The organism is Staphylococcus sp. HMSC034C12 (assembly GCF_001835895.1).
Classification (GTDB): Bacteria; Bacillota; Bacilli; order Staphylococcales; family Staphylococcaceae; genus Staphylococcus; species Staphylococcus hominis.
Window position 1 is genome coordinate 15,174 of record NZ_KV826315.1, and the last position, 22,347, is coordinate 37,520.

At 31.1% G+C, this 22,347-nt stretch carries 27 protein-coding genes; 5 read left to right on the forward strand and 22 right to left on the reverse strand.

Translation table 11 applies throughout. From position 1 onward, the window contains the following. Positions 1-124: 124 nt before the first annotated feature. The gene (locus HMPREF2629_RS03620) at positions 125-484 is read right to left on the reverse strand and encodes a HesB/IscA family protein (protein ID WP_049379468.1); all 360 of its coding nucleotides are present in this window, start codon (positions 482-484) and stop codon (positions 125-127) included. A 12-nt stretch (positions 485-496) separates the two neighbouring features. After that, positions 497-742, reverse strand: coding sequence for a YuzB family protein (locus HMPREF2629_RS03625; RefSeq protein WP_002448156.1), 246 nt, complete (start codon positions 740-742; stop codon positions 497-499). A gap of 313 nt (positions 743-1,055) precedes the next feature. Here HMPREF2629_RS03625 and HMPREF2629_RS03630 point away from each other — a divergent pair, with 313 nt between their 5' ends. Continuing rightward, positions 1,056-2,120 (forward strand): NAD(P)/FAD-dependent oxidoreductase, encoded by a 1,065-nt coding sequence (locus HMPREF2629_RS03630; RefSeq protein ID WP_070443129.1) that lies wholly within the window; start codon positions 1,056-1,058, stop codon positions 2,118-2,120. Positions 2,121-2,211: 91 nt separating this feature from the next. Here HMPREF2629_RS03630 and HMPREF2629_RS03635 read toward each other — a convergent pair whose 3' ends face one another. Next, the gene (locus HMPREF2629_RS03635) at positions 2,212-2,535 is read right to left on the reverse strand and encodes a YuzD family protein (RefSeq protein ID WP_002448149.1); all 324 of its coding nucleotides are present in this window, start codon (positions 2,533-2,535) and stop codon (positions 2,212-2,214) included. Positions 2,536-2,638: 103 nt separating this feature from the next. On the opposite strand from HMPREF2629_RS03635, the gene HMPREF2629_RS03640 reads away from it, so the two are divergent. Then, positions 2,639-2,881 (forward strand): NifU family protein, encoded by a 243-nt coding sequence (locus HMPREF2629_RS03640; protein ID WP_002433501.1) that lies wholly within the window; start codon positions 2,639-2,641, stop codon positions 2,879-2,881. A 67-nt stretch (positions 2,882-2,948) separates the two neighbouring features. Here HMPREF2629_RS03640 and dltD read toward each other — a convergent pair whose 3' ends face one another. The 7 genes from dltD to HMPREF2629_RS03675 form a co-directional block, all read right to left on the reverse strand. Next, complete coding sequence (gene dltD, locus HMPREF2629_RS03645; protein WP_070813146.1) at positions 2,949-4,106, reverse strand: D-alanyl-lipoteichoic acid biosynthesis protein DltD; 1,158 nt, start codon at positions 4,104-4,106, stop codon at positions 2,949-2,951. After that, positions 4,103-4,339: a D-alanine--poly(phosphoribitol) ligase subunit 2 gene (gene dltC / locus HMPREF2629_RS03650; RefSeq protein WP_002448193.1), complete on the reverse strand. Its 237-nt coding sequence runs from the start codon at positions 4,337-4,339 to the stop codon at positions 4,103-4,105. The genes dltD and dltC overlap by 4 nt, the downstream gene beginning before the upstream one ends. A gap of 15 nt (positions 4,340-4,354) precedes the next feature. Next, positions 4,355-5,569: a D-alanyl-lipoteichoic acid biosynthesis protein DltB gene (dltB, locus tag HMPREF2629_RS03655; RefSeq protein WP_070671730.1), complete on the reverse strand. Its 1,215-nt coding sequence runs from the start codon at positions 5,567-5,569 to the stop codon at positions 4,355-4,357. Continuing rightward, a complete protein-coding gene (gene dltA, locus HMPREF2629_RS03660; RefSeq protein WP_070813147.1) occupies positions 5,566-7,020 on the reverse strand; it encodes a D-alanine--poly(phosphoribitol) ligase subunit DltA in 1,455 nt (484 codons plus the stop codon). Before dltA ends, dltB begins: the two co-directional genes overlap by 4 nt. A 14-nt stretch (positions 7,021-7,034) precedes the next feature. Then, positions 7,035-7,205, reverse strand: a complete 171-nt coding sequence (locus HMPREF2629_RS03665) for a teichoic acid D-Ala incorporation-associated protein DltX (protein WP_227944882.1) — start codon at positions 7,203-7,205, stop codon at positions 7,035-7,037. Between the two features lie 335 nt (positions 7,206-7,540). Continuing rightward, positions 7,541-8,329 carry a TIGR01457 family HAD-type hydrolase gene (locus HMPREF2629_RS03670; protein WP_049379464.1) on the reverse strand — a complete coding sequence of 263 codons (789 nt, stop codon included), beginning with the start codon at positions 8,327-8,329 and terminating at the stop codon, positions 7,541-7,543. Further along, positions 8,329-8,763 carry a DUF86 domain-containing protein gene (locus tag HMPREF2629_RS03675; RefSeq protein WP_049379463.1) on the reverse strand — a complete coding sequence of 145 codons (435 nt, stop codon included), beginning with the start codon at positions 8,761-8,763 and terminating at the stop codon, positions 8,329-8,331. Before HMPREF2629_RS03675 ends, HMPREF2629_RS03670 begins: the two co-directional genes overlap by 1 nt. 102 nt (positions 8,764-8,865) lie before the next feature. Here HMPREF2629_RS03675 and HMPREF2629_RS03680 point away from each other — a divergent pair, with 102 nt between their 5' ends. Next, on the forward strand, positions 8,866-9,132 hold the full coding sequence (locus HMPREF2629_RS03680; RefSeq protein WP_002448201.1) for a DUF3055 domain-containing protein: 267 nt from the start codon (positions 8,866-8,868) through the stop codon (positions 9,130-9,132). 53 nt (positions 9,133-9,185) lie between these two features. Here the strand turns inward: HMPREF2629_RS03680 and HMPREF2629_RS03685 are convergent, their stop codons facing one another. From HMPREF2629_RS03685 to sufC, 10 genes are all read right to left on the reverse strand, one after another. Continuing rightward, complete coding sequence (locus HMPREF2629_RS03685; RefSeq protein WP_017175869.1) at positions 9,186-9,572, reverse strand: YutD family protein; 387 nt, start codon at positions 9,570-9,572, stop codon at positions 9,186-9,188. A 203-nt stretch (positions 9,573-9,775) separates the two neighbouring features. Continuing rightward, a complete protein-coding gene (gene lipA / locus HMPREF2629_RS03690) occupies positions 9,776-10,696 on the reverse strand; it encodes a lipoyl synthase (protein ID WP_002448197.1) in 921 nt (306 codons plus the stop codon). Positions 10,697-10,807: 111 nt separating this feature from the next. Further along, positions 10,808-12,139 carry a bifunctional metallophosphatase/5'-nucleotidase gene (locus HMPREF2629_RS03695; RefSeq protein ID WP_017175870.1) on the reverse strand — a complete coding sequence of 444 codons (1,332 nt, stop codon included), beginning with the start codon at positions 12,137-12,139 and terminating at the stop codon, positions 10,808-10,810. 19 nt (positions 12,140-12,158) lie between these two features. Next, positions 12,159-12,986, reverse strand: coding sequence for a sulfite exporter TauE/SafE family protein (locus HMPREF2629_RS03700; RefSeq protein WP_017175871.1), 828 nt, complete (start codon positions 12,984-12,986; stop codon positions 12,159-12,161). Positions 12,987-12,999: 13 nt separating this feature from the next. Further along, positions 13,000-13,848, reverse strand: a complete 849-nt coding sequence (locus HMPREF2629_RS03705; RefSeq protein WP_049379462.1) for a DUF72 domain-containing protein — start codon at positions 13,846-13,848, stop codon at positions 13,000-13,002. Between the two features lie 336 nt (positions 13,849-14,184). After that, positions 14,185-15,582, reverse strand: coding sequence for a Fe-S cluster assembly protein SufB (gene sufB, locus HMPREF2629_RS03710; RefSeq protein ID WP_002448087.1), 1,398 nt, complete (start codon positions 15,580-15,582; stop codon positions 14,185-14,187). 161 nt (positions 15,583-15,743) lie between these two features. Continuing rightward, positions 15,744-16,205: a Fe-S cluster assembly sulfur transfer protein SufU gene (gene sufU, locus HMPREF2629_RS03715; protein ID WP_002448166.1), complete on the reverse strand. Its 462-nt coding sequence runs from the start codon at positions 16,203-16,205 to the stop codon at positions 15,744-15,746. After that, entirely contained in the window at positions 16,195-17,445 is a 1,251-nt protein-coding gene (locus HMPREF2629_RS03720) for a cysteine desulfurase (RefSeq protein ID WP_170999981.1), read from the reverse strand. The genes sufU and HMPREF2629_RS03720 overlap by 11 nt, the downstream gene beginning before the upstream one ends. Positions 17,446-17,475: 30 nt before the next feature. Then, a complete protein-coding gene (sufD, locus tag HMPREF2629_RS03725) occupies positions 17,476-18,783 on the reverse strand; it encodes a Fe-S cluster assembly protein SufD (protein ID WP_017175874.1) in 1,308 nt (435 codons plus the stop codon). 122 nt (positions 18,784-18,905) lie between these two features. Then, positions 18,906-19,667, reverse strand: a complete 762-nt coding sequence (gene sufC, locus HMPREF2629_RS03730) for a Fe-S cluster assembly ATPase SufC (protein ID WP_002448050.1) — start codon at positions 19,665-19,667, stop codon at positions 18,906-18,908. A 327-nt stretch (positions 19,668-19,994) separates the two neighbouring features. Here sufC and HMPREF2629_RS03735 point away from each other — a divergent pair, with 327 nt between their 5' ends. Continuing rightward, the gene (locus tag HMPREF2629_RS03735) at positions 19,995-20,852 is read left to right on the forward strand and encodes a polyprenyl-phosphate transporter PopT (RefSeq protein WP_019835074.1); all 858 of its coding nucleotides are present in this window, start codon (positions 19,995-19,997) and stop codon (positions 20,850-20,852) included. Positions 20,853-20,915: 63 nt separating this feature from the next. On the opposite strand, the gene HMPREF2629_RS03740 is transcribed toward HMPREF2629_RS03735, so the two are convergent. After that, positions 20,916-21,101: a CsbD family protein gene (locus HMPREF2629_RS03740; protein WP_002448111.1), complete on the reverse strand. Its 186-nt coding sequence runs from the start codon at positions 21,099-21,101 to the stop codon at positions 20,916-20,918. Between the two features lie 175 nt (positions 21,102-21,276). On the opposite strand from HMPREF2629_RS03740, the gene HMPREF2629_RS11140 reads away from it, so the two are divergent. After that, positions 21,277-21,441, forward strand: coding sequence for a hypothetical protein (locus tag HMPREF2629_RS11140; protein ID WP_002448129.1), 165 nt, complete (start codon positions 21,277-21,279; stop codon positions 21,439-21,441). Positions 21,442-21,531: 90 nt separating this feature from the next. On the opposite strand, the gene HMPREF2629_RS03745 is transcribed toward HMPREF2629_RS11140, so the two are convergent. After that, entirely contained in the window at positions 21,532-22,347 is an 816-nt protein-coding gene (locus HMPREF2629_RS03745; RefSeq protein ID WP_049382066.1) for a MetQ/NlpA family ABC transporter substrate-binding protein, read from the reverse strand.

Here is a 22,347-nt window from a genome sequence, read left to right on the forward strand (position 1 = left end):
TCACAAAAAAGACAAAATTAATCCACTTCCAATTTTATAGTTTTTATACCATATTTTCAAGCAACAACAGAACGATTATTTAAATTTATTATTACTATATTGTATTAACTTAAGAATATGAGACTTAACAATTTTCAGGATGTCCAGCTACTTTTGCTGTTCTAAAAGAACTGCCACATCCACATGATGCAATTGCATTTGGGTTGTCGATTTGGAATCCACCACCCATTAATGATTGTTTAAAATCAATTTTAGTGCCATTCAGTACGGGAGCATCATCTTTATCTACTAAGACTTTTAATCCATAATATTCTAATATTTCATCATTTGATCCTGGGGCTTCTTCTGCAGACATACCATATGTTAAACCTGTACATCCGCCACCATTCACTTTAATTTTTAAATAACCGTTTTCCATATGATTACTTTTCAACATGTCTTTTACTTCATAAGCTGCTGCTTCAGTAAGTATTACTGTTGGCATTTCTAATCACTCCTATAATAAGTTTGTAAAATCATTTTCTTCTATGTGTTTATAAATATTGTTTAACAAATCTTCAGGTGTATCCCCTTCTACGACTTCTCCATCTACCAATGCATATAACCCAGAAGAACATAAACCACAATTATTGAGACATCCATATTCTAACACATCTACTTCAGGATCACTTTCGAGTTTATCGTAAACGTAGTCTCCGCCTTTGGCCATATTCGATATACAGAATTCGACTAATGGAAACATACTTCACCTTCTTTTTAATTTAATTACATTATTATAACAAATCTCTTAATATGTTGCATTGCTATGGTTTTTAACTAATTGTATTTTGCAATAACATTTTACATTCGTTTGTCGTTATTATTAAAAACATATATAATAAAATTATATTAATCTTTCATTTATTTGTTAGGGGACAATAAATGGGAAATAAGCGTTAAAATAGGCTGAATCACTTAATATTGAACCTATACTTTATTTATACAATCTGACATTATAAAGGTCTGACATTCATAATACATAGCCAATTGATTTTAATGTAAAGGGGTAACATAATATGAAACATTTAGTTCTGCTTGGTGGAGGATATGGTAATATGCGTATTATGTCGCGCATTCTTCCAGATGTTCTTCCTCAAGAATACACATTAACTCTTATAGATCGAATGCCGTTTCATGGTTTAAAACCTGAATTCTATGCACTCGCTGCAGGCACAAAATCTGATAGTGATGTGCGAATGAATTTTCCTAATTCACATCGTGTAAATACAATTTATGGAGAAATAAGTGATATTGACTTAGATAACCAAATTGTTTCAGTAGGACAAACTAAAGTCGATTATAATGAGTTGATTATCGGACTAGGTTGTGAAGATAAATATCATAATGTTCCAGGAGCTAAAGAATACACTCATAGTATTCAAACGCTTTCTAAAGCGCGTGAAACGTTTCATAGTATTAGCGAACTACCTAAAGGAGCGCGTGTTGGAATTGTAGGAGCTGGCTTGAGTGGCATTGAATTAGCAAGTGAACTACGTGAAAGTCGCACAGATTTAGAAATTATTTTATATGATCGTGGACCTCGTATATTAAGAAATTTTCCAGAAAAATTAAGTAATTATATTGCGAAGTGGTTCCGCGAAAATAATGTAAACGTGGTTCCTAATTCATTGATTGATAAAGTTGAGCAAGGAACAATTTATAATAATGGTACACCAGAGCCTGTTGATATTGTAGTATGGACAGCAGGTATTCAACCAGTTGAAATTGTAAGGAAACTGCCTATTGATACTAATAAAAGTGGTCGCGTTATCGTTAATCAATATCATCAAGTACCGACTTATAAAAATGTTTATGTAGTTGGAGATTGCGCAGCTTTACCACATGCGCCAAGTGCTCAATTAGCAGAAGTACAGGGGGATCAAATTGCCGATGTACTAAAAAAACAATGGAATCATGAACCACTTCCTGAAAAAATGCCTGAATTAAAAGTTCAAGGTTTCTTAGGTTCTCTAGGAGAGAAAAAAGGGTTTGCCTATATTATGGATCGTACAGTTACAGGACGTTTAGCGCATATATTAAAATCAGGTGTTTTATGGCTATATAAATATCATAATGGATAAACACAACTGGGAAGCGGGACAGAATTTAATTTCAATTCATCATCTCACGCTTCCCCTCATTTTTATAAAAAATCGAATACTCCACTTTGCATTAATTATTTATAATATATTGATCTATAAAATGAGTCACTTTTTTTGACTGAATATAACCGTCAGCCACATATTCATCGTTCATTGTAATAAGCGGGTAAAACAACTCATCATTTTCAATTTGCTCAATATATTGTTGATCATGATCACTTAAATTTTCAGTTTCTTTTTGAAAATCGATATATGTATATTCGAAATGAATATTAGGATATTTTCTTTCTAATAATGGTTTTAGCCACTCATACGTATTTTTAGAAGTTGGTGCATTGACACAACTAGCACACACTACATCCGCACCGTAAACAACAACACTTACTTTTGTCATATATTAATCCCCCGTTTAGTTTTATAGATTTTTCTTTCTTTATCTATTATAATAAATTAATAATAAGTTTATGAAGTATTTTACTTGAAAGGAGACATATCTCATGCCTACTGAGAATGCAACAATGTTTGATCAAGTAGCCGAAGTTATTGAACGTTTACGTCCGTTTTTATTACGTGACGGAGGAGATTGTACATTAGTCGATGTAGAAGATGGCATCGTAAAATTACAATTACATGGTGCGTGTGGAACATGCCCAAGCTCAACTATTACATTAAAAGCAGGTATAGAACGTGCTTTACACGAAGAAGTACCCGGCGTTATAGAAGTAGAACAAGTTTTCTAACGATATAAATTAAAGACACCCTACCCTCAGTATTTAATCAGAGTAGGGTGTTTTTTTTTTTTGCTATTTAGAATTGAGTTTGATGATCGTTCATATGTTTTTCAATTTGACGATCCATGTATACCCAACCTTTCCAACCTACATGTACCACATCACTTAATACATATTTTTCATAGTCTTTATTTGACATATCATACACTTTCCCACCATGTCCAACAACAGTTTTATGTATTTTTTTATAGACAGGTTCACGTGTTGAACGGTGAATACCTAAATGATCGTACCATTTACCATTTACTGGAAGAATAACATATTGTACATCAGCACCTGCTTGATGCATTGTATCTACTAGTAAAGATAAATCCTTAAACTCTGGTGAATTCATTTTAAATTCATATTGGCGACGATTCATTGGTTTTTTATGCATTAATTTTTTCCAATATTCGTTACGGATACCATAACCATTAGAAGTAGAACGTTTTTCACCAAGTTGCACTGCTTTATTACTCATGTTTTCCCAAGAATCATTGGGTGATGTAAGTGAGTGTACATGAGCTAATGGTGATTTATCTAATGAAAAGTATGTTTTTATTGCCTCAATTTTAAGAAGTTGACTTTTTTTAAAATTAGAAATATAACGACCTTTTGGATTGCTTGGATCTTTTACTAATTCTTTTAAATATTCCTTATTAGGAACACTTCTAAATTTTAATAATCGTTTAGCATAGCGTTGTTTTAACTCTGAAGGCATATCCTTTTGTTGAAATATCTGATTGATTTGATTTGGTGTCGTACGCGCAGCTATATCCATATCATTAACGCCATGTGTACTAAACCATTGTGGTGAAATGATAAATGTCATCTTTTTACCTTTAAGTTGATCATATTGACCCGCTAATTCAATAGCATTAATTAAATCTGTATTACCGCCCGTACCAACTAAGAATACGGGCTTTGTATTTTTTCGATGATACATTGCTATCGCAGGATTAAACGGATCACGTTTATTTAACTCACTTGAACCATAAAGTGGATAATATTTATCATTACTAAATAATTGATTTTGAATGAGCGTCCCTTTAAGTACTTGATCGGTTAGTGACGTTCTATTATCAGCAAGTGTCTTATTGTTAACGAGACCAGTAAACCAACTCGCAGGCATTAATACAAAAGCTAAAAATATGATTCCACTAATAAAAATTGGTAAAAATGGTTTGAATTTCATCTTAATTCTTCTAAAGCTTCAACAATTTTATTAGGAGTTGCCCATTCATCGCGATCAAAGTCCATAATTGATACTTCAATTCCTAATCTATTTTGAATTTCTAATAATAATCCAACGGTTTGAAATGAATCAATAATTCCTTCTTCAAAAATCTCAACATCTGGGTTTTCTTTAACTACGTCATTTTCTGCTACATCAGCTAATACATCTAAAACTTGTTCTCTAAATTCCATCATTTATTTCTCCCTTTAAATTAATTTTCCTGAGAATATCAAGAATCCAAATGCTACAAAATGGAATGTGATAATAACACTTAATGCTGTAGTAAAACCATTTTGAAAGCGAGGTGGATGTTTCTTTCTCCAGCGTTCATAATATCCATATCCGATAAACATTAAACCGTGATAAATACCATAAACAATATAAAATACTTCTAATCCGTGCCATACACCCATAATAAAGAAATTTAAGAAGAAGGCAAAATTTGACATTGCAAATTGATTCTTCATTATTTTTTTACGAGACATATAGAACAATGTTCTCATATAAACACAGTCTCTAAACCAGAATGATAATGACATATGCCATCTATTCCAGAAATCTTTAATGTTACGTGCTTTAAACGGCTGTTTAAAGTTTGGTGGTGTATTAATGCCATATAGATAACTCACTGCTATTGCAAATAAACTATAACCTGCAAAGTCAAAAAATAAGTAAAAGCTATAGGCATACATATATAACCATTTATGAGTAAAACCATGTAAATGCATTAATAATGGCATAATTGCATATACATTAATTAAATGAGCAATAATATATTTATATAAGAAGCCTATCATAATCATATGAATCGCTTTAACTACCATACCTCTGTATTGTTCACCAGTTGGTATTTTTTTATCGTCTTTGACAAAACGTTTATAACGGTCGATGGGTCCTGAAGATACTGTTGGAAAGAATGAAATAAATTGAATCAATTTCCCCACTTTAATCTCTTTAATAGAACCATCTCTAATTTCCATTATAAGTTGTACACTTTTAAAAGTAACATATGAGATTCCTAAGAATCCGACAAATTCAATTAACTTATGTTCATGGAAATGTATTTGATGTCCACCTAACCATGAACTTTGTAATATTTTAACAAGTGCTAAAGGTAAAATAGATAAAATCATAACAATTAAAAATTTAATAAAAGTATTATTTTTTTGTCGTGATTTGTAATACCACATGATTAACAGCACTTGCCATATTAAATAAATTACAAAACTGATTAATTGAACACTTAAATATTTCTGTCCAAATAAATTGTATTTATCTGAAGAGAAAATAATCACAATCATAATCACTGTACTTATCCCATTGTATACATAGCTTCGCTTACCTAAAAATCCGAGTATGATGACTGGTAAAAGAACGATAAATGCGACTAAGAAGAAGGTAAACGTACCATAAGGAATCATGCGTCGATATCCTCTGCAACTTGTTTACGATCAAGTTTTCCATTTGATGTTAATGGAAGTTGTTCCATCCAAACGAATTTTCTCGGAATCATATATTCAGGTAAGCGAGATTTCAATTCGTTTTTAATGTTTCTGGTCATCTCTAAGTCATTATCCACTTTTTTAGTAGGTACAATAGCACCTACAAGATAAACAACTTTTCCATTTTTATAAATTGGCACAACAACGGTTTCTCTAACGTATTTTGAGTGTCTTAGTTGTGTTTCAATTTCTTCTAGTTCCATGCGATAGCCGTTTAATTTTATTTGAAAATCGATACGTCCTTGGATAAACCAATAACCATCTTTTTCAATAGCTTTATCACCAGTGTGATAAATGCGAACGCTATTATCAAACTTAAATACTGCTTCAGTTTTTTCTTTGTTTTTTAGATATCCTAAACTCACACTTGTTCCTTTAATAACAAGTTCACCTTCATCAGTTGTTGATAGTGTAGTATTCGGTCTTGCTACACCTACTGGAAGTGGATTATAACGTTCTAAAATCTCGGGTGTGATTTTTACACCAGTAACTGCAACTGTCGCTTCCGTTGGTCCATACGTGTTATAAACAATTGCATTTGGATATCTATCAACAAGTGCTTTAGCTGTTCTATGTGGTAAAATTTCTCCACAAAAGAAGAAATGATTTAAACTTGGATAATCTTTTTCATTAAGGTTAGGAAGTAATAAACACATTTCTATAAATGATGGTGTTGATACCCAAGCATTAATTGGTGTTTGAACAAGCATTTCATTTAATAACTTCGGTTTTTTTATCATATCTTTATCTACTAAGTTAAGTGTGCCACCAGATGTTAAACATGGATAAATTGCCATTACAGATAAATCAAATGAAAATGGCGCTTGGTTCAACCACTCCTGATGATTATCTGTTTCATTTAATGAGACCATCCATTCTGCAAATTCTATTAAACTCGCATACTCAATTTGCACACCTTTAGGCTCACCTGTAGAACCAGAAGTGAATATAGTATAAACAACATCTGTTTTAGCCATTTGACTATCAAAAACAATAGGATAATCAGAATGTTTAATATCTTCGATTGTAAGTTCTTTCCTTGGTTGATTCACACTTGAATCAGTTGTATTTAAAATAAATGTTGGATCTACTTTATTCATAATCATTTCTACACGTTCTATTGGAACTGACGTATCAATTGGGACATAGCCACATCCTGCTTTGATTGCTCCTATCATTCCAACTACCATATATGGTGACATATGACCATAGATGATTAATGGTTTATTTGTATCTTGCAAATAATGTGCTAGCTTACTAGATTCTTCTATAAGTTGACGATACGTTAACTCATCTGATTTATGTCTAATAGCTACTCGATCTGGATTTTTTTGTCCAATATCATTAATTAAATTTATAATATCTGTCATCCTTTGACTCCTTACTAGAATTCGTTATATATAAAGTTATTATGTGTATCGCCTGAACCATATATAAGATACAAAGCTATAAAAATTGCTAAGTATAGAATAGTCAGTAGATATGGTTTTGCTTTTTCATAAAAAACACTTATTTTTTTAGTTTCTTTCAATTGAATATTGCACCTCACAAACATTGCTATTTATTTTGAAGAACAATTCTACTTATTTTATATTTAGTAAAGTTATCTTACTATCAAGAAATATTATATCGCACTTTTATTTTTACACTTTATTATATAAAAATATTAATTATATATCAAATTTATTTTATATAATAATTAGTGAGTGTTAAATATGTATCTATCTTATCCGATATGTCCTTATTCTTATCTTTGATATTCTATATATTAGTACTAATGGTTACATATCACAATTACATAGAGCATAACAAAACTGTTAGATATAAAAACTTCTTATTACTCATATTATCAATTTAAGTAATAAGAAGTTATCATAGAAATTATTTTTATTAATTAGTATTACTTTCTAATTCAGCTATAGCCTCATTTAAATCTTTAAATGAATAGGTTGGCTTTGGTTGTTTAGTTTGAATTTCTTCATAAGATGTTACACCTGTTTGTACATGTACCGTATCCATCCCCACATTAATACCAGACATTATATCTGTATCATATAAATCTCCTACCATAGCCACTTCAGACTTATCGAGTTTCAAAATATCTAAAGCAATTTGCATGATGATGGTTTCTGGTTTACCGATAAATTGTGGCTGTTGTCCAGTAGATACACTAACCACACTTGTAATAGCTCCATTTCCAGGTAAGAAGCCTCTTTCTTTAGGAATTGAGACATCTGGATTCGTAGAGATAAATTTTGCGCCTTTACGTACTGCTAAAGTAGCTATTGCAAGTTTTTCATATGTGACTGCTTCATCTAAACCGATAACTACGTAATCTACATTCTCATCTTTTTTTACGGTTAAACCTGCATCGGTTAACGCTGTTCTTAAACCATTACCTCCTAGCATATACACGCTAGCTTGACTATTTTCTTCTGCAATGTAATTTGCCGTAGCTAGAGCAGAAGTAACTACTTCGTCTGGTTTAGCGTCAATCTTCATTTCTTTTAACTTTTCTGTTACTTCTTCAGGCGTCTTAGTAGAGTTATTAGTAACATATAAATGAGGAATATCGTTTTTGTTCAAATAATCGATAAATTGAGCAGCACCATCAATTTCTGCTGTACCCATATACATTGTTCCATCTAAATCGATTAAATAACCTTTATAATTTTTCATTATGAATAATCTCCTTTTCCAAAAGCGGTAATTGGCACATTTTCTTTGTCTAGAAATTGAGTAACTTCTTTAACAAATTGTCGATAATACGGTATTGAGGTGTCAAATAATGGTACAAGTGTTTCAACTTCTAATTCTGTATAATGATGTGCAAACTGTTTTCTGATTTCAACTGTATCATTAATATGGTTCTGTGTATCTTTGGAAATCACCCCTTCAAGTTCTAAAATATCAATAACATCTTTATAGTTACCAGGATCTCTCAAAATAAAAGCGTCAATAATCATATTTCCAATATCTACCGATGATTCAATTAGCATTTGCGCAATACGTTCAAATGCATAATGATTTGATTTATTTGTTTCATAATTCTTAATAAGCTGATTTAAATATTTTATTTTAAGTGCTAATTTATCTTTATCTACAAAATACATATCTGTCACCTCTTATTATTATTATCATATCATAGTTTTGCATCATGCATCATTTGTCGTTATACTAATTTCACATATTAAAAATAAAGGAGCATGACTGATATGATAGATATGTTTCTGTACGATGATGAGGAACAATCGCAAGCACAATTCGTAGGATTTGTAGGTGAACATAGTCGCTATGATTTAATGCTTATTCAGACCGATCGTCATTACGGTAAAACACTGGTATTAAATCTTCAAACTAATAAATTTGGCATCATAGGCACAGATGATATTGAAGAAGAAGGATATATTGCTCATATATTAGGTGTGTCTCAAGAAGAAAGCGAAGAAATCATTGAATATCTAAATCAAGTTATTCAATAAATGAAAGGTCAAAACAATGATATTTACAAAATATACATTGTTTTGACCTTTCATTATTTATTATTCTTTTTTTCAGTAGATTGCGTAGCTTGTATTGTTGGTTTTATTTTAACATCATGTAATTTATCCTCTACTTCATCTACACTATCTAGTTCTAATCGTTCATTATCATTAATATGTCTCACTATGAAATATGGACAACCAAAATTACAATATTCCAAAATATAATCTTGAATGGTTGAAAAACGTTTTGAAATTTCAGCTTTTTTATTTGAATCTTTATAAAATCCTTTTAAACGTAATTGATCATAACCAAAATCCCCAACTACAAAATCATATTTATCAAGTATATCTGAATATCTTGAAGCAAATAATTCTTCGTCAAAGCATTCTCTATAATCTTCAATTAATTCAAAATACTGTTGATTAACTTTAATCATAATAAGTCACCTTTAATTGTAATTATAATAAAAACTTAGATTGCCTATTTTAAAGAAAAAGAGCAATCTAAGTTTTAGCATCCATCTATTAATAAACATTGTTAATTGACTTTATGTACTCATATTATTGTTTCACAAGATAATATGACTTCATTATGCAATATCACTTAACAGAAAGTTTATTATAAATTTTTGGGTTAATATTATTTTTGTTGTAACTGTTCTTCTCCAAGACGGTGTTTTTCTTTTGCCGCTTCATTTACTTGTTCATCAGCATGATAAGAACTTCGTACCATTGGACCAGCTTCACAATGTTTAAATCCTTTTTCCATTGCAATTTTTCTTAATTTACCAAATTCTAATGGAGTATAATACTTTTCAACTTTTAAGTGTTTACGTGATGGTTGTAAATATTGACCAATTGTTAAAATATCAACATCATTTGCACGTAAGTCATCCATTGTTTCATAAATTTCTTCCAATGTTTCACCTAAACCTACCATTAAACTTGATTTAGTTGGAATATCAGGTTGTAACTCTTTAGAACGACGTAAGAATTCTAATGTTCTGTCGTAAGTCGCACGCGCACGAACTCTTGGAGTTAAACGACGTACTGTTTCAATGTTATGGTTTAAAATATCAGGTCTTGAAGCCATTAGTGTTTCAAGTGCTTCATAATCCCCACCCATATCTGACGGTAAAATTTCAATTGTCGTATATGGATTACGTTCACGTACTTTACGAACCGTTTCTGCATATACATTAGATCCTGCATCTCTTAAATCATCACGTGCAACAGCTGTGATAACAACATGTTTAAGATTCATTAGTTCTACAGACTCTGCAACACGTTCTGGTTCATTTAAATCTAGTTCATTAGGTAAGCCAGTTTTTACTGCACAGAAACGACAAGCTCTTGTACATACCGCACCTAAAATCATAAATGTAGCCGTACGTCTAGCTCCCCAACATTCATGTATATTTGGACATTTTGCTTCTTCACAAACTGTATGTAAATTTTTCTCACGCATCATTTTCTTGAGGCCGATGTAGTTTTCATTAGTGTTTAGCTTTATTTTCAACCAATCTGGTTTACGTAAAATCTCTTCATTTTTAGTAGCCATAACAACACATACCCTCCTGTTTAATCTATCTTCAACTATTATAACGAAATTTACATTAAATTAAAATGTAATAACTTATAAAATTAAGACATAACTATGAACATTTGTGTACTAAGAAGAATGATGCATATGAATTAATTTTTCTTTAAAGATATCTCTTAAAAATTCAGGCATTAAATAATCAATCGATGTTCCTTTTAATAATGGGAAATATCTTCCAAATGTATACATATCTACAGTTCCTAATATATAGGTACGGTTATCTTCTATTTCTTGTCCATCTACAAAGAAGCGATGTTCTGATTGAATAAATCCACATTTATATAATATATAACCACCAAAAATATCACCTCTAAATCCTAATCCTTGGACATGTTCATACATATATTCTTGCTTTTGACTTTTTAAGATTATCTTTTTCAATTCAGAACCTTTCAAACGTACACGAACTAAGTTGATTGGATGAGGTAACATAGTATGGATATCGTATTCAGTAAGTTGATCGCTCTCAACATTATTAACAATTAATCCAGCATTAATAATTGTACAATCTGCATTTGTAAATTCATACACACTTTCTGCAAGTAAATAAGTCGTTTTTGTAATCACATTTGTTTTACTAGATAAAGAAACTGGCTTATTAATAATCGCCTTATTCATCAAATCTTTTCCTTCTTCATCAAAATGTGTTTTAACCACTGGTAATGTGTCTACTGGATGTAATGTAGCCTCTTTAGTAACTACTTTTTTATTTTCAATCGTTAAATTCACTTCTCCAAGATAATGTCCATATTTCCCTGCTGCTGCCATAAGTACACCATTATTGACTTCACCATGATTAAAATGATGATGTGTGTGGCTTCCTAGTATCACATCTATCTCTGGGATTTCTTGACATAATTTTTCATCAAAAAAGACACCTACATGACTCATAACTATTAATACATCGTATTGTCCTTTGCGTTGTTCAATTTCGTCTTTGATGGCTTCTAATGGGTCTGTCACAATCCAATCAAGTGCTCGATAGAATGGCGTGAAAGGTGCCGTCGCTGCTACAAATAAAAAGCGTACATCTTCTATTTCTTTTATATAAGATGTGGCAATATGACGAGGTAAGTGGCCATCTTCGTCTAAAACATTAGCACATATGACTTTAAATTGTGCATCATTGTAAAGATTATTTAATGCTTCATGAGAAATAGTCATTCCTTCATTATTCCCAATTGTAGCAATATCACAATGAGCCTCATTTAAAAGTTCAACATTTTTTTTGCCCATAGTTGCTTCTGTTACTGGTGTAGATAAATCAACATGATCACCAATATCTAAATAAAGTGAAGGGTGTTGAAGTTCAGGTCGGTGTTCAGCCATGTACGTCATAATACGTGCATATTCATTAAGGTGACTATGAATGTCATTTGTATGAAAAATTGTAAGCTTCACTTAAATTCCTCCTGTTTTATTATAGAAACGATTTAATAATTAGATATACACCCATAATTAACATTACTGTGCGTAATAATAATACTACTGTTTCTGATTTAATCGAGTGATTTATTTTTACTCCAATTTGAGCGCCAATATAACTAGAAATGATTAGAATAATTGAATATGACCAAGCAACATGACCTTGAATAATATGACCAATTGAACTCATAACACTTGAAAAGAAAATCATCATCATACTTGTCCCTACTGCTACATGAGGTGGAAATCTAAATACTATAAGCATTAAAGGAGTCATCAACGCTCCACCACCAATTCCAAATAAACCTGTAAGTACACCTATAAATAATGTAGCAAAGAAGGCAAACATAGGTGGAACGCTATAATGATAAGTCATCCCTTTAGCATCGATGTATGTTTTACGATACTTTTCCTTATCGAATATTTTAAATGGTTTAATTTTATATCTAATCATCAATAAAATAGATACACAGATCATAAAAATACCAAAGTATAAATTAAACGAATTTAATGTTAAATATCTACTTAAAAATGAACCAATAAGTGAACCAGGTAATAATCCAAATAAAAATATGGATCCATTTTTAATATCTACTTGCTTTGTTTTCAAATAACCAATAGATGAAGAAAGTCCAGTTACAATAAGAATAACCGATGACGTACCAATTGCAATCTGAGTAGTGATGCCGTGTAATAGATGATGGTTCACTCCTAAATACACTAAAGTAGGTACGATAATTATACCACCACCAATACCTACTAAAGAACCTAATACTGCAGATAATAATCCAATTAAAACTAATAAAATCATTGTTAAAAACATTATAATTCGCCTCTTAGAAAAATTTTAATTGCTGAGGTGCTAAGCCTGTATACTCTATATCTAAAATATTTTGATAGGTTTTAGCATTTTGAGCTGCATGACCACCAGAATTATTATTAAAAACAACATAGACCTTTTCAGCTTTTTGTTCTAATATTTGAACTTTATTTGCTAAATCTTTTAATTCATTTTCATTATAATTATATAAATATCTAACATCTCGCCACTCTTGATCAGTCATATCTTTTTTAGTCCAACCATGCTGATTTCTACCATGATAACGCACAAAAGCGGTACTAGAAGTTATACGATTGACTAAAGGTATAGACCCATCTTTAATTTGTGGTTCATCTACGACCGCATGAATAATTTGATGTTCGGTTAAAAACATTAAAGTTTGTTCTTTAAATTGGGAATTAAACCAAGATTGATGTCTAAATTCTACACACATGGGGATATCTTCTAGCTGTTGTCGAACATACAAAATATAATTTATATTTTGAGCTGTACAATCAAACCAAGGTGGAAATTGCACAAGTACCATTGCTAATTTATGATGTGCAATCAGTGGTTCAAGCATGTGTCTAAATTGTTTAAATAGTTCAGATCGTGAATCAGCATAAGTTTTATAATCTGAGTGAAGCGTCAATGCTTGATGAATCTTAACGATAAACTGAAACTTATCTGGTGTTTCATTGATCCATTTCAATATATTACGTTCAGGTTGGATAGCATAATATGAGGCATCAAGTTCAACAACAGGAAAATGACTCGCATACGTACGTAATTTATCTGTTTGTCTTTCAAGATCTTCATATAAAGAATAATGATCTCCCCATCCAGTTAAACCGATATTAATCATTTTTATCACCAGATATATGATACCACATTCAAAATTAATATATCACTTGTTGTATACTAACTTTACATTTTCTTATTATTTTAAAATCGCTACTATAACACCCTAAGTTTGCGTTAATAACTGATTCATTTGTAAAAATAATTAATCTATTAAATCGTTCACTTTTGATTAGTAGCTAATTTGTAACTACTTGTCTTCTAATATATTGTGTTAACTGGTTTTAAACTAGATAAGGTAGAATATCGCCATCATAATTAATCATAGCTTTAAAAACAAAAGAACTAGAATGTTAAACATTCTAGTTCTTTTAACTATTAGCTTAAGCTATATCTTAAATTATCCGATTGAACCTTCCATTTCAAATTTAATAAGACGGTTCATTTCTACAGCATACTCCATTGGTAATTCTTTAGTAAATGGTTCGATGAATCCCATAACAATCATCTCTGTTGCTTCTTCTTCAGAAATCCCTCTACTCATTAGATAGAATAATTGTTCTTCAGATACTTTAGAAACTTTCGCTTCATGTTCTAATGAAATATTATCATTAAATACTTCATTATATGGAATTGTGTCTGAAGTTGATTCGTTATCTAGAATTAATGTATCGCATTCGATATTTGAACGCGCACCTTTAGCTTTGCGTCCAAAGTGAACGATACCGCGATAGATTACTTTACCACCGTTTTTAGAAATTGATTTAGATACGATAGTTGAAGATGTATTTGGGGCTTTATGAATCATTTTAGCACCTGCATCTTGAACTTGACCTTTACCCGCAAATGCGATGGATAATGTACTACCTTTCGCACCTTCACCTAATAATACACAGTTAGGGTATTTCATTGTTAACTTAGAACCTAAGTTACCGTCAACCCATTCCATATTACCATTTTCATGAACAAACGTACGTTTAGTAACTAAGTTATACACATTGTTAGCCCAGTTTTGGATAGTAGTATAACGAACATGTGCATCTTTATGAACAATAATTTCAACTACTGCTGAGTGTAATGAACTTGTAGTATATACTGGTGCAGTACAACCCTCAACATAGTTTACTGAAGCCCCTTCATCAGCAATAATTAATGTACGTTCGAATTGACCCATATTTTCTGAGTTAATTCGGAAGTACGCTTGTAATGGTGTATCTAATTTAACGTTTTTAGGTACATAGATGAATGAACCACCTGACCATACTGCTGAATTTAATGCTGCGAATTTATTATCAGCTGCTGGAACAACAGAAGCAAAGTATTCTTTAAATAAGTCTTCATTTTCACGTAAAGCACTGTCTGTATCTTTAAAGATTATCCCTTTTTCTTCTAATTCTTTTTCCATATTATGATATACAACTTCTGATTCATATTGTGCAGAAACACCAGCTAAATATTTTTGTTCTGCTTCTGGTATACCTAATTTATCAAATGTACGTTTAATTTCTTCAGGTACTTCATCCCAAGAACGTTCAGTATGCTCTGAAGGCTTAACATAATAAGTAATGTCATCAAAATTCAATTCTGATAAATCGCCACCCCATTGAGGCATTGGGATTTTATAGAATAGTTTTAAAGCTTTTAATCGGAAATTAAGCATCCATTCTGGTTCTTCTTTCATCTTAGAAATTTCTCTAACAATATTTTCTGTTAGACCACGTTCTGATCTGAAAATGGAAACATCCTCATCATGGAAACCATATTTATAATCTCCAACATCAGGTGCTTTTTTAGCCATTTCAATCACTCCTTAAATATATTTAAAACGATATACGCATCATTTATCTTTCACTACTATCTATAGTCATTGTAACAACATGAAAACTATATAAAAAGAAATATGTGTAAAATGTCACAGCACCATAGTGCTTAGAATAACATTTATTACCTATTCGTATTTTATTCTTCAGTTGTACCTTCTGCTTTACCTTCTTTTTGCACTGTACCTTTTTCTAAAGCTTTCCACGCTAACGTTGCACATTTAATACGCGCTGGGAATTGAGAAACCCCTTGTAATGCTTCTACATCTCCCATATCTTCAGTGATGTTATAATCTTCACCTAACATCATTTTAGTAAATTCTTGACTCATTTGCATTGCTTCACCTAATGAATGACCTTTAACTGCTTCAGTCATCATCGATGCACTTGACATTGAAATTGAGCAACCTTCACCTTCGAATTTCGCCTCTTGAATGATACCATCTTCGATATCAAATGTTAGTCTAATGCGATCACCACAAGTAGGATTATTCATATCTACTGTCATTGATCCATTATCTAAAACGCCTTTATTACGAGGATTCTTATAATGATCCATAATTACAGATCTATAAAGTTGATCTAAATTATTAAAACTCATATGAGAAAAACTCCTTCGTTTGTTTCAATGCTTCTACTAATTGGTCAACATCTTCTTTAGTATTATAAATATAAAAACTTGCTCTTGCAGTAGATGATACATTTAACCATTTCATTAATGGTTGCGCACAGTGATGTCCAGCTCTAACAGCGACACCTTCAGTATCTACTGCTGTAGCAACATCATGTGGATGAATATCAGCTAAATTAAAAGTGATCACACCTGCACGTCTTTCTTTAGGGGGACCATATATTTCTAATCCTTCAATTGAAGATAATTGCTCATATGCATATTCTGTTAATTCTTTTTCATGCTGATGAATGGCATCAAAGCCTATATTTTCGATATAACGAATAGCTTCAGCCAATCCAATAGCTTGAGCAATAATCGGTGTACCAGCTTCAAATTTAGTAGGTAAGTCAGCCCATGTTGCATCGTACTTACTTACAAAATCAATCATGTCCCCACCATACTCAACAGGTTCCATGTTTTGAAGTAGTTCACGTTTTCCATATAATACACCAATACCAGTCGGTCCTAACATTTTGTGACCGCTAAAGCTAAAGAAATCAACATCTAAATCTTGAACATCGATATCCATATGAGGTGCAGATTGTGCTCCATCAACACTAATAATAGCACCGTGTTCATGCGCAATCTTAGCAATTGCTTTTATATCATTAATGGTACCTAAGACATTAGACACATGAGTAATAGCTACAATCTTAGTATTGTCATTAATTGTCGATTTGACATCTTCAATTCTTAGTTCACCATCATCAGTCATAGGAATAAATTTTAAAGTAGCTTTTTTTCGTTTAGCTAGCTGTTGCCAAGGCACAATATTAGCATGATGTTCCATCTCTGTCACAACGATTTCGTCGCCTTCGTTAATATTAGCGTCTCCATAACTATGTGCAACAATATTAATTGAAGCAGTCGTACCTCTAGTAAAAATAATTTCTTCAAAATATTTAGCATTAATGAAACGTCGTACTGTCTCACGAGCACTTTCATATCCATCTGTTGCTAAAGAACCTAGAGTATGCACACCACGATGCACATTAGAATTGTAACGTTTATAATAATCATCTAATACATTTAATACTTGCACTGGTGTTTGACTTGTTGCTGTTGAATCAAGATAAGCTAATCGTTTTCCATTAATTTTTTGATTTAGTATAGGAAAGTCTTCAATAATTTCTTGTATGTTTAATGAAGTTTCGGCCACTACCTTCACGACCTTTCTTTTATTGAAAATCTCAATGATCTATTTATTTACTTTAAGTTCGATGACTTCTCGTAATTGACGTTTCACATCTTCAATTGGTAATTCACGGACAACTGGATCTAAGAAACCATGAATAACAAGACGTTCTGCTTCTTTTTGAGAAATACCACGGCTCATTAAGTAGTAAAGTTGTTCTGGGTCAACACGACCAACCGAAGCTGCATGACCTGCTTCAACATCATCTTCATCGATAAGTAGAATAGGGTTCGCATCTCCGCGAGCATGCTCTGAAAGCATTAACACACGAGATTCTTGATTTGCGATAGATTTTGTACCGCCATGCTTAATATATCCAATACCATTAAATACAGATGAAGCATTTTCACGCATTACACCATGTTTTAAGATATAACCATTTGTTTCCTTACCATATTGAACGATTTTAGATGTTAAGTTAATTTTTTGATCACCAGTACCAACAATGACTGATTTTAGTTCACTTGTTGAACGATCACCAATTAAGTTAGTAGTATTATCAATAATTTGGCTTCCCTCATTCATTAAACCTAAAGCCCAATTAATTGATGCATCTGCTGCCGTCACACCACGACGGATAATGTGACCTGTAAATCCTTTATCTAGATAGTCAACTGAACCATAAGTAATGTTTGAATTTGCTCCTGCAATCACTTCAGAAATAATATTGACTTGATTACCTTCACCACTTGCAGTTGAAAGGTAATTCTCAACATATGTTACTTCAGCACTTTCTTCCGTTACAATAATGGCATGATTAAATAAACTTGCATTCTCATTGTCATGTAATACTACATATTGAATAGGGTCTTCAACTACTACATTTTTAGGGACATATACAAATACGCCACCATTCAATAATGCTGTATGCAAAGCAGTTAATCGATGTTCATCTACTGTAACTGCATCTTTCATTAAATATTTTTCTACTAATTCACTATGATCTTGTAGCGCTTTTGATAAACCTTCAATAATAACATTATTATGATTTGCTTGTTCTGATACTTGTGTGAAAGCTAAATCATTATTATGTTGAATAATTAAATTTTTAGAATTTTCTATATCAATAATATTTTTAACTGATTCAGGAAGTTCTGATACATCATTATATGATTTACTTTCTACATGATGTTGTTTAAATGCATCGAAATCCCATTTTTTTAGTTTTGTTTTATCTGGTTTAGGCATTTCTAAAGTTTCTGTTAATTTCAAAGCTTTTTGACGTAGTTCAGTCATCCAAGAAGGTTCATTTTGTGCTTTAGAATAATCAACAAGTTGTGCTTCAGAAATATTTAAAGTTTCTGTTGTCATAATGCTTTTTCCTCCTACTTGATGAAAAATTTTAGTAACTGAATTGATATATAAACTGTTTATTTCCACATTTTAAAATCAATCAGTTCTTTTTATGAATAGTTTTTATATTATTTAATGACCTATTCAGTTGCACCAAATTCTTCTTTAACCCATTCATAACCTTCTTCTTCAAGACGTTTAGCTAATTCTGGACCGCCTGATTTTACAACTTTACCGCCATACATAACATGTACTTTATCAGGAGTAATATAGTTTAATAAACGTTGATAGTGTGTAATCATTAATGCACCGAAATCTTCACCACGCATTTCATTGATTCCTTTAGAAACGACTTTTAATGCATCAATATCTAAACCTGAGTCAATTTCATCTAAAATCGCAAATTTGGGTTCTAACATCATTAATTGTAAGATTTCATTACGTTTTTTCTCCCCACCTGAGAAACCTTCATTTAAATAACGTTGCGCCATATCTTTATCAATATCTAAGAAATCCATTTGTTTATCTAATTTTTTAATAAATTGCATTAAGTTAATTTCTTGACCTTCTTCACGTTTTGCATTAATCGCTGAACGCATAAAGTCTGCATTTGTTACACCAGTAATTTCTGATGGATATTGCATTGCTAAGAAAAGACCTGCTTTTGCTCTTTCGTCAACCTCTAATTCTAAAATATTTACGCCATCGAGTAATACTTCACCTTGAGTAACTTCATAACTTGGGTGACCCATAATTGCAGAAGATAATGTTGATTTACCTGTACCATTAGGTCCCATGATTGCGTGAACTTCACCAGTATTAATTGTTAAATTAACACCTTTTAAAATTTCTTTATCTTCAATAGACACATGTAAGTCTTTAATTTCCAATGTTGATGACATTTATATTCCCTCCATAAAATATAAAGTTTTCTTAACTAGTTTATAGTAATTTTAATTTATAGTCAAAAAGACTTCTAACACTTTAATACACTTAATTATAACGTAAATAGTCCCCAATATAAACTTATTAAAATGACAAAAAAGATTATATTTTCGTCAAAATTGTTTCGAAATCACTTCAATTTTCAAGTGCGACTGATAATCAAAAGGCATCTGTTCTCAATAGGTAACTAGATACTAACGATGATTAACTATTTAATATTTCAATGTAAGGTGAAAATTTGGTAATATTCGTATTAACTTAATAAAGAAAGAAAGGAGACCTTTATGACATTCAAATGGAAAAATATTTTAAAAGGATTTGCGATGGGGACTTCAGATTTAGTTCCAGGAATCAGTGGAGGTACCATTGCTTTACTTTTAGGGATTTATGATGATTTTATTTCATCCATTAGTGGATTGTTTTCTAAACGGTTTTGGCCAAGTCTAAAATTTTTACTTCCTATATTAATAGGAATGATTTTAGCGATTGGTGTACTTAGTAATTTAATTCATTACCTACTCGATCATCATCATGTAATAACGATGTTCTTTTTTACTGGTTTAATTATAGGCATTGTCCCTTACCTATTAAAAACTTCAGATTTTAAAAAAACATTTACAACTAAACACTATGGATTATTAATTTTAGGAATCATAGTTATAGTAGCATTAACAATATTAAATCCTAGCACACAGCAATCAAGTTTAACACTTCAATTATCTTTTAGTCTTATTATTAAATATTTTATAGCAGGTGTTTGTGCTTCTAGTGCAATGCTACTTCCAGGTATCTCTGGCTCATTTATGCTACTTGTATTCGGTGCATATGGAACAATAATGTTAGCTATTGCTAATTTAGCTAAATTTAACTTTACCGGTCTGCCTATATTAATAGTAGTTGGTTTAGGTATTTTATGTGGATTTCTATTTTCAAGCCGTATTATAAAATACTTTTTAACCCACCACTTTATTGGAACATTTGCCTTAATTACTGGTTTTGTTATTGGTTCAATTTATGCTGTATTCCCAGGAATTCCTAAATCACCAGTAGAATGGATTGTTTCGATTATTTCTTTAGTAATAGGATATATAGTAAGTTATTCATTAGGACTAATTACGTCTAACAATGATACTCAGACATAATATTCTAAAATAAACAAAAAACGCATGTGTTTAACACATGCGTTCTCTTCTAGTTAAAACGACTTATTTATCGCCTTTTAATTTATCAATAACATCATTTGCTTTATCTTTAACGTTATCAACCACTTCTTTAGCTTTACCTGAAGCTTTGTCGCCTTGACCTTCTTTTTCTAAATCTTTATTATCAGTTGCATTACCAACTGTTTCCTTAATATTACCTTTAGCTTGTTCAAATTTATCTTCTGCCATTTTAAATTCCTCCTTGTTGAACATTTCATTCTTAAATGATTTTTGTAATATTAACATACCCAATACATATCATGTATAAACATAAATTCTGTTATTTTTTTATATTTTCTGTCTAATTAAAATAATTGTTATAATAACATTGTTCAATTTACTTATCCAATTGGAGATGATAACTATGACATTTGTTAATTTTACTGCTATGACAGAAAAAGGTTTAAATAAAAAAGTCAATGCATTCTTAGAAGAACATCCATATATAGAAATTGTTAAATTTGAATATGCGATGGGTCAAGGTGGTATCGGCGTTGGAATACTATATCAAGACGATTCAAGTTTATAATATAAATGACTGCAATAAATGTATTGATATAAAATAAAAAAACGGTTCACATATTTCTTTGTGAACCGTTTTTTACTGCATTATTATTCATTATTTTGCAGGTACAACTGCACCTTTGTATTTTTCATTGATGAAATCACGAATGTCTTTAGATTGTAATACTTCAACTAAAGCTTTAATTTTTTCATCATCTTTATGATCTTTACGAACTGCAATTAGGTTTGCATAAGGGTTATTATTAGGTTTTTCAACTACAATTGAATCTTTTTGTGGACTTAAGCCTTGATCAATAGCATAGTTTGAATTAATAATAGCTGCATCTACATCTTGATTTTGATAGATTTTTGGAAGATATTCAGCTGATTGTTTGTTATTGAATTTAATATCTTTTTTGTTTTCAGTAATATCTTCAAATTTAGCGTCTTCAATTTTTACGCCTTTTTTAATTTTAATTAAGCCTTCATCAACGAAGAATTTTAAGAAACGACCTTGTTCAGCTGGGTTATTTGAAACATAAACTGTCGCACCTTTAGGAAGGTCTTTTAAACTTTTGTATTTTTTAGAATAAACAGCCATTGGCTCTAAATGAACTTTACCTGCATCTTCAATTTTGTATCCTTTTTCTTTACTTTCAGTTTTTAAATAAGGAACGTGTTGGAAGTAGTTAGCATCAAGTTCACCTTTATCTAACAACTTATTAGGTGTAGTGTAATCATTGATTGTTTTAATTTCTAAATCATAACCTTTTTTCTCAAGAAGTGGTTTTGCTTTTTCTAAGATTTCAGCATGTGGTGCTGGTGAAGCACCTACAACGATTTTTTTATCTTTTTCGTCTCCGCCTTTACCACAAGCAGCTAATACAACTGTCAGTGTAAGTACTAATACTAAACTTAAAAGTTTTTTCAT

Bases quoted from the DNA above. Each gene is read 5' to 3' on its own strand.
- HMPREF2629_RS03670 (WP_049379464.1), bottom strand. From the start codon at position 8,329: ATGAAAAATTATAAAGGTTATTTAATCGATTTAGATGGAACAATGTAT.
- HMPREF2629_RS03675 (WP_049379463.1), bottom strand. From the start codon at position 8,763: ATGTATTTTGTAGATAAAGATAAATTAGCACTTAAAATAAAATATTTA.
- dltB (WP_070671730.1), bottom strand. From the start codon at position 5,569: ATGATTCCTTATGGTACGTTTACCTTCTTCTTAGTCGCATTTATCGTT.
- lipA (WP_002448197.1), bottom strand. From the start codon at position 10,696: ATGGCTACTAAAAATGAAGAGATTTTACGTAAACCAGATTGGTTGAAA.
- HMPREF2629_RS03620 (WP_049379468.1), bottom strand. From the start codon at position 484: ATGCCAACAGTAATACTTACTGAAGCAGCAGCTTATGAAGTAAAAGAC.
- HMPREF2629_RS03740 (WP_002448111.1), bottom strand. From the start codon at position 21,101: ATGGCAGAAGATAAATTTGAACAAGCTAAAGGTAATATTAAGGAAACA.
- sufC (WP_002448050.1), bottom strand. From the start codon at position 19,667: ATGTCATCAACATTGGAAATTAAAGACTTACATGTGTCTATTGAAGAT.
- HMPREF2629_RS03745 (WP_049382066.1), bottom strand. From the start codon at position 22,347: ATGAAAAAACTTTTAAGTTTAGTATTAGTACTTACACTGACAGTTGTA.
- HMPREF2629_RS11140 (WP_002448129.1), top strand. From the start codon at position 21,277: ATGACATTTGTTAATTTTACTGCTATGACAGAAAAAGGTTTAAATAAA.
- sufD (WP_017175874.1), bottom strand. From the start codon at position 18,783: ATGACAACAGAAACTTTAAATATTTCTGAAGCACAACTTGTTGATTAT.
- HMPREF2629_RS03625 (WP_002448156.1), bottom strand. From the start codon at position 742: ATGTTTCCATTAGTCGAATTCTGTATATCGAATATGGCCAAAGGCGGA.
- dltD (WP_070813146.1), bottom strand. From the start codon at position 4,106: ATGAAATTCAAACCATTTTTACCAATTTTTATTAGTGGAATCATATTT.
- dltA (WP_070813147.1), bottom strand. From the start codon at position 7,020: ATGACAGATATTATAAATTTAATTAATGATATTGGACAAAAAAATCCA.
- HMPREF2629_RS03735 (WP_019835074.1), top strand. From the start codon at position 19,995: ATGACATTCAAATGGAAAAATATTTTAAAAGGATTTGCGATGGGGACT.
- HMPREF2629_RS03700 (WP_017175871.1), bottom strand. From the start codon at position 12,986: ATGTTTTTAACAATGATTTTATTAGTTTTAATTGGATTATTATCTGCA.
- HMPREF2629_RS03705 (WP_049379462.1), bottom strand. From the start codon at position 13,848: ATGATTAATATCGGTTTAACTGGATGGGGAGATCATTATTCTTTATAT.
- HMPREF2629_RS03635 (WP_002448149.1), bottom strand. From the start codon at position 2,535: ATGACAAAAGTAAGTGTTGTTGTTTACGGTGCGGATGTAGTGTGTGCT.
- dltC (WP_002448193.1), bottom strand. From the start codon at position 4,339: ATGGAATTTAGAGAACAAGTTTTAGATGTATTAGCTGATGTAGCAGAA.
- sufU (WP_002448166.1), bottom strand. From the start codon at position 16,205: ATGAGTTTTAATAATTTAGATCAACTTTATAGATCTGTAATTATGGAT.
- HMPREF2629_RS03685 (WP_017175869.1), bottom strand. From the start codon at position 9,572: ATGATTAAAGTTAATCAACAGTATTTTGAATTAATTGAAGATTATAGA.
- sufB (WP_002448087.1), bottom strand. From the start codon at position 15,582: ATGGCTAAAAAAGCACCTGATGTTGGAGATTATAAATATGGTTTCCAT.
- HMPREF2629_RS03680 (WP_002448201.1), top strand. From the start codon at position 8,866: ATGATAGATATGTTTCTGTACGATGATGAGGAACAATCGCAAGCACAA.
- HMPREF2629_RS03665 (WP_227944882.1), bottom strand. From the start codon at position 7,205: ATGTTTGTGAGGTGCAATATTCAATTGAAAGAAACTAAAAAAATAAGT.
- HMPREF2629_RS03630 (WP_070443129.1), top strand. From the start codon at position 1,056: ATGAAACATTTAGTTCTGCTTGGTGGAGGATATGGTAATATGCGTATT.
- HMPREF2629_RS03640 (WP_002433501.1), top strand. From the start codon at position 2,639: ATGCCTACTGAGAATGCAACAATGTTTGATCAAGTAGCCGAAGTTATT.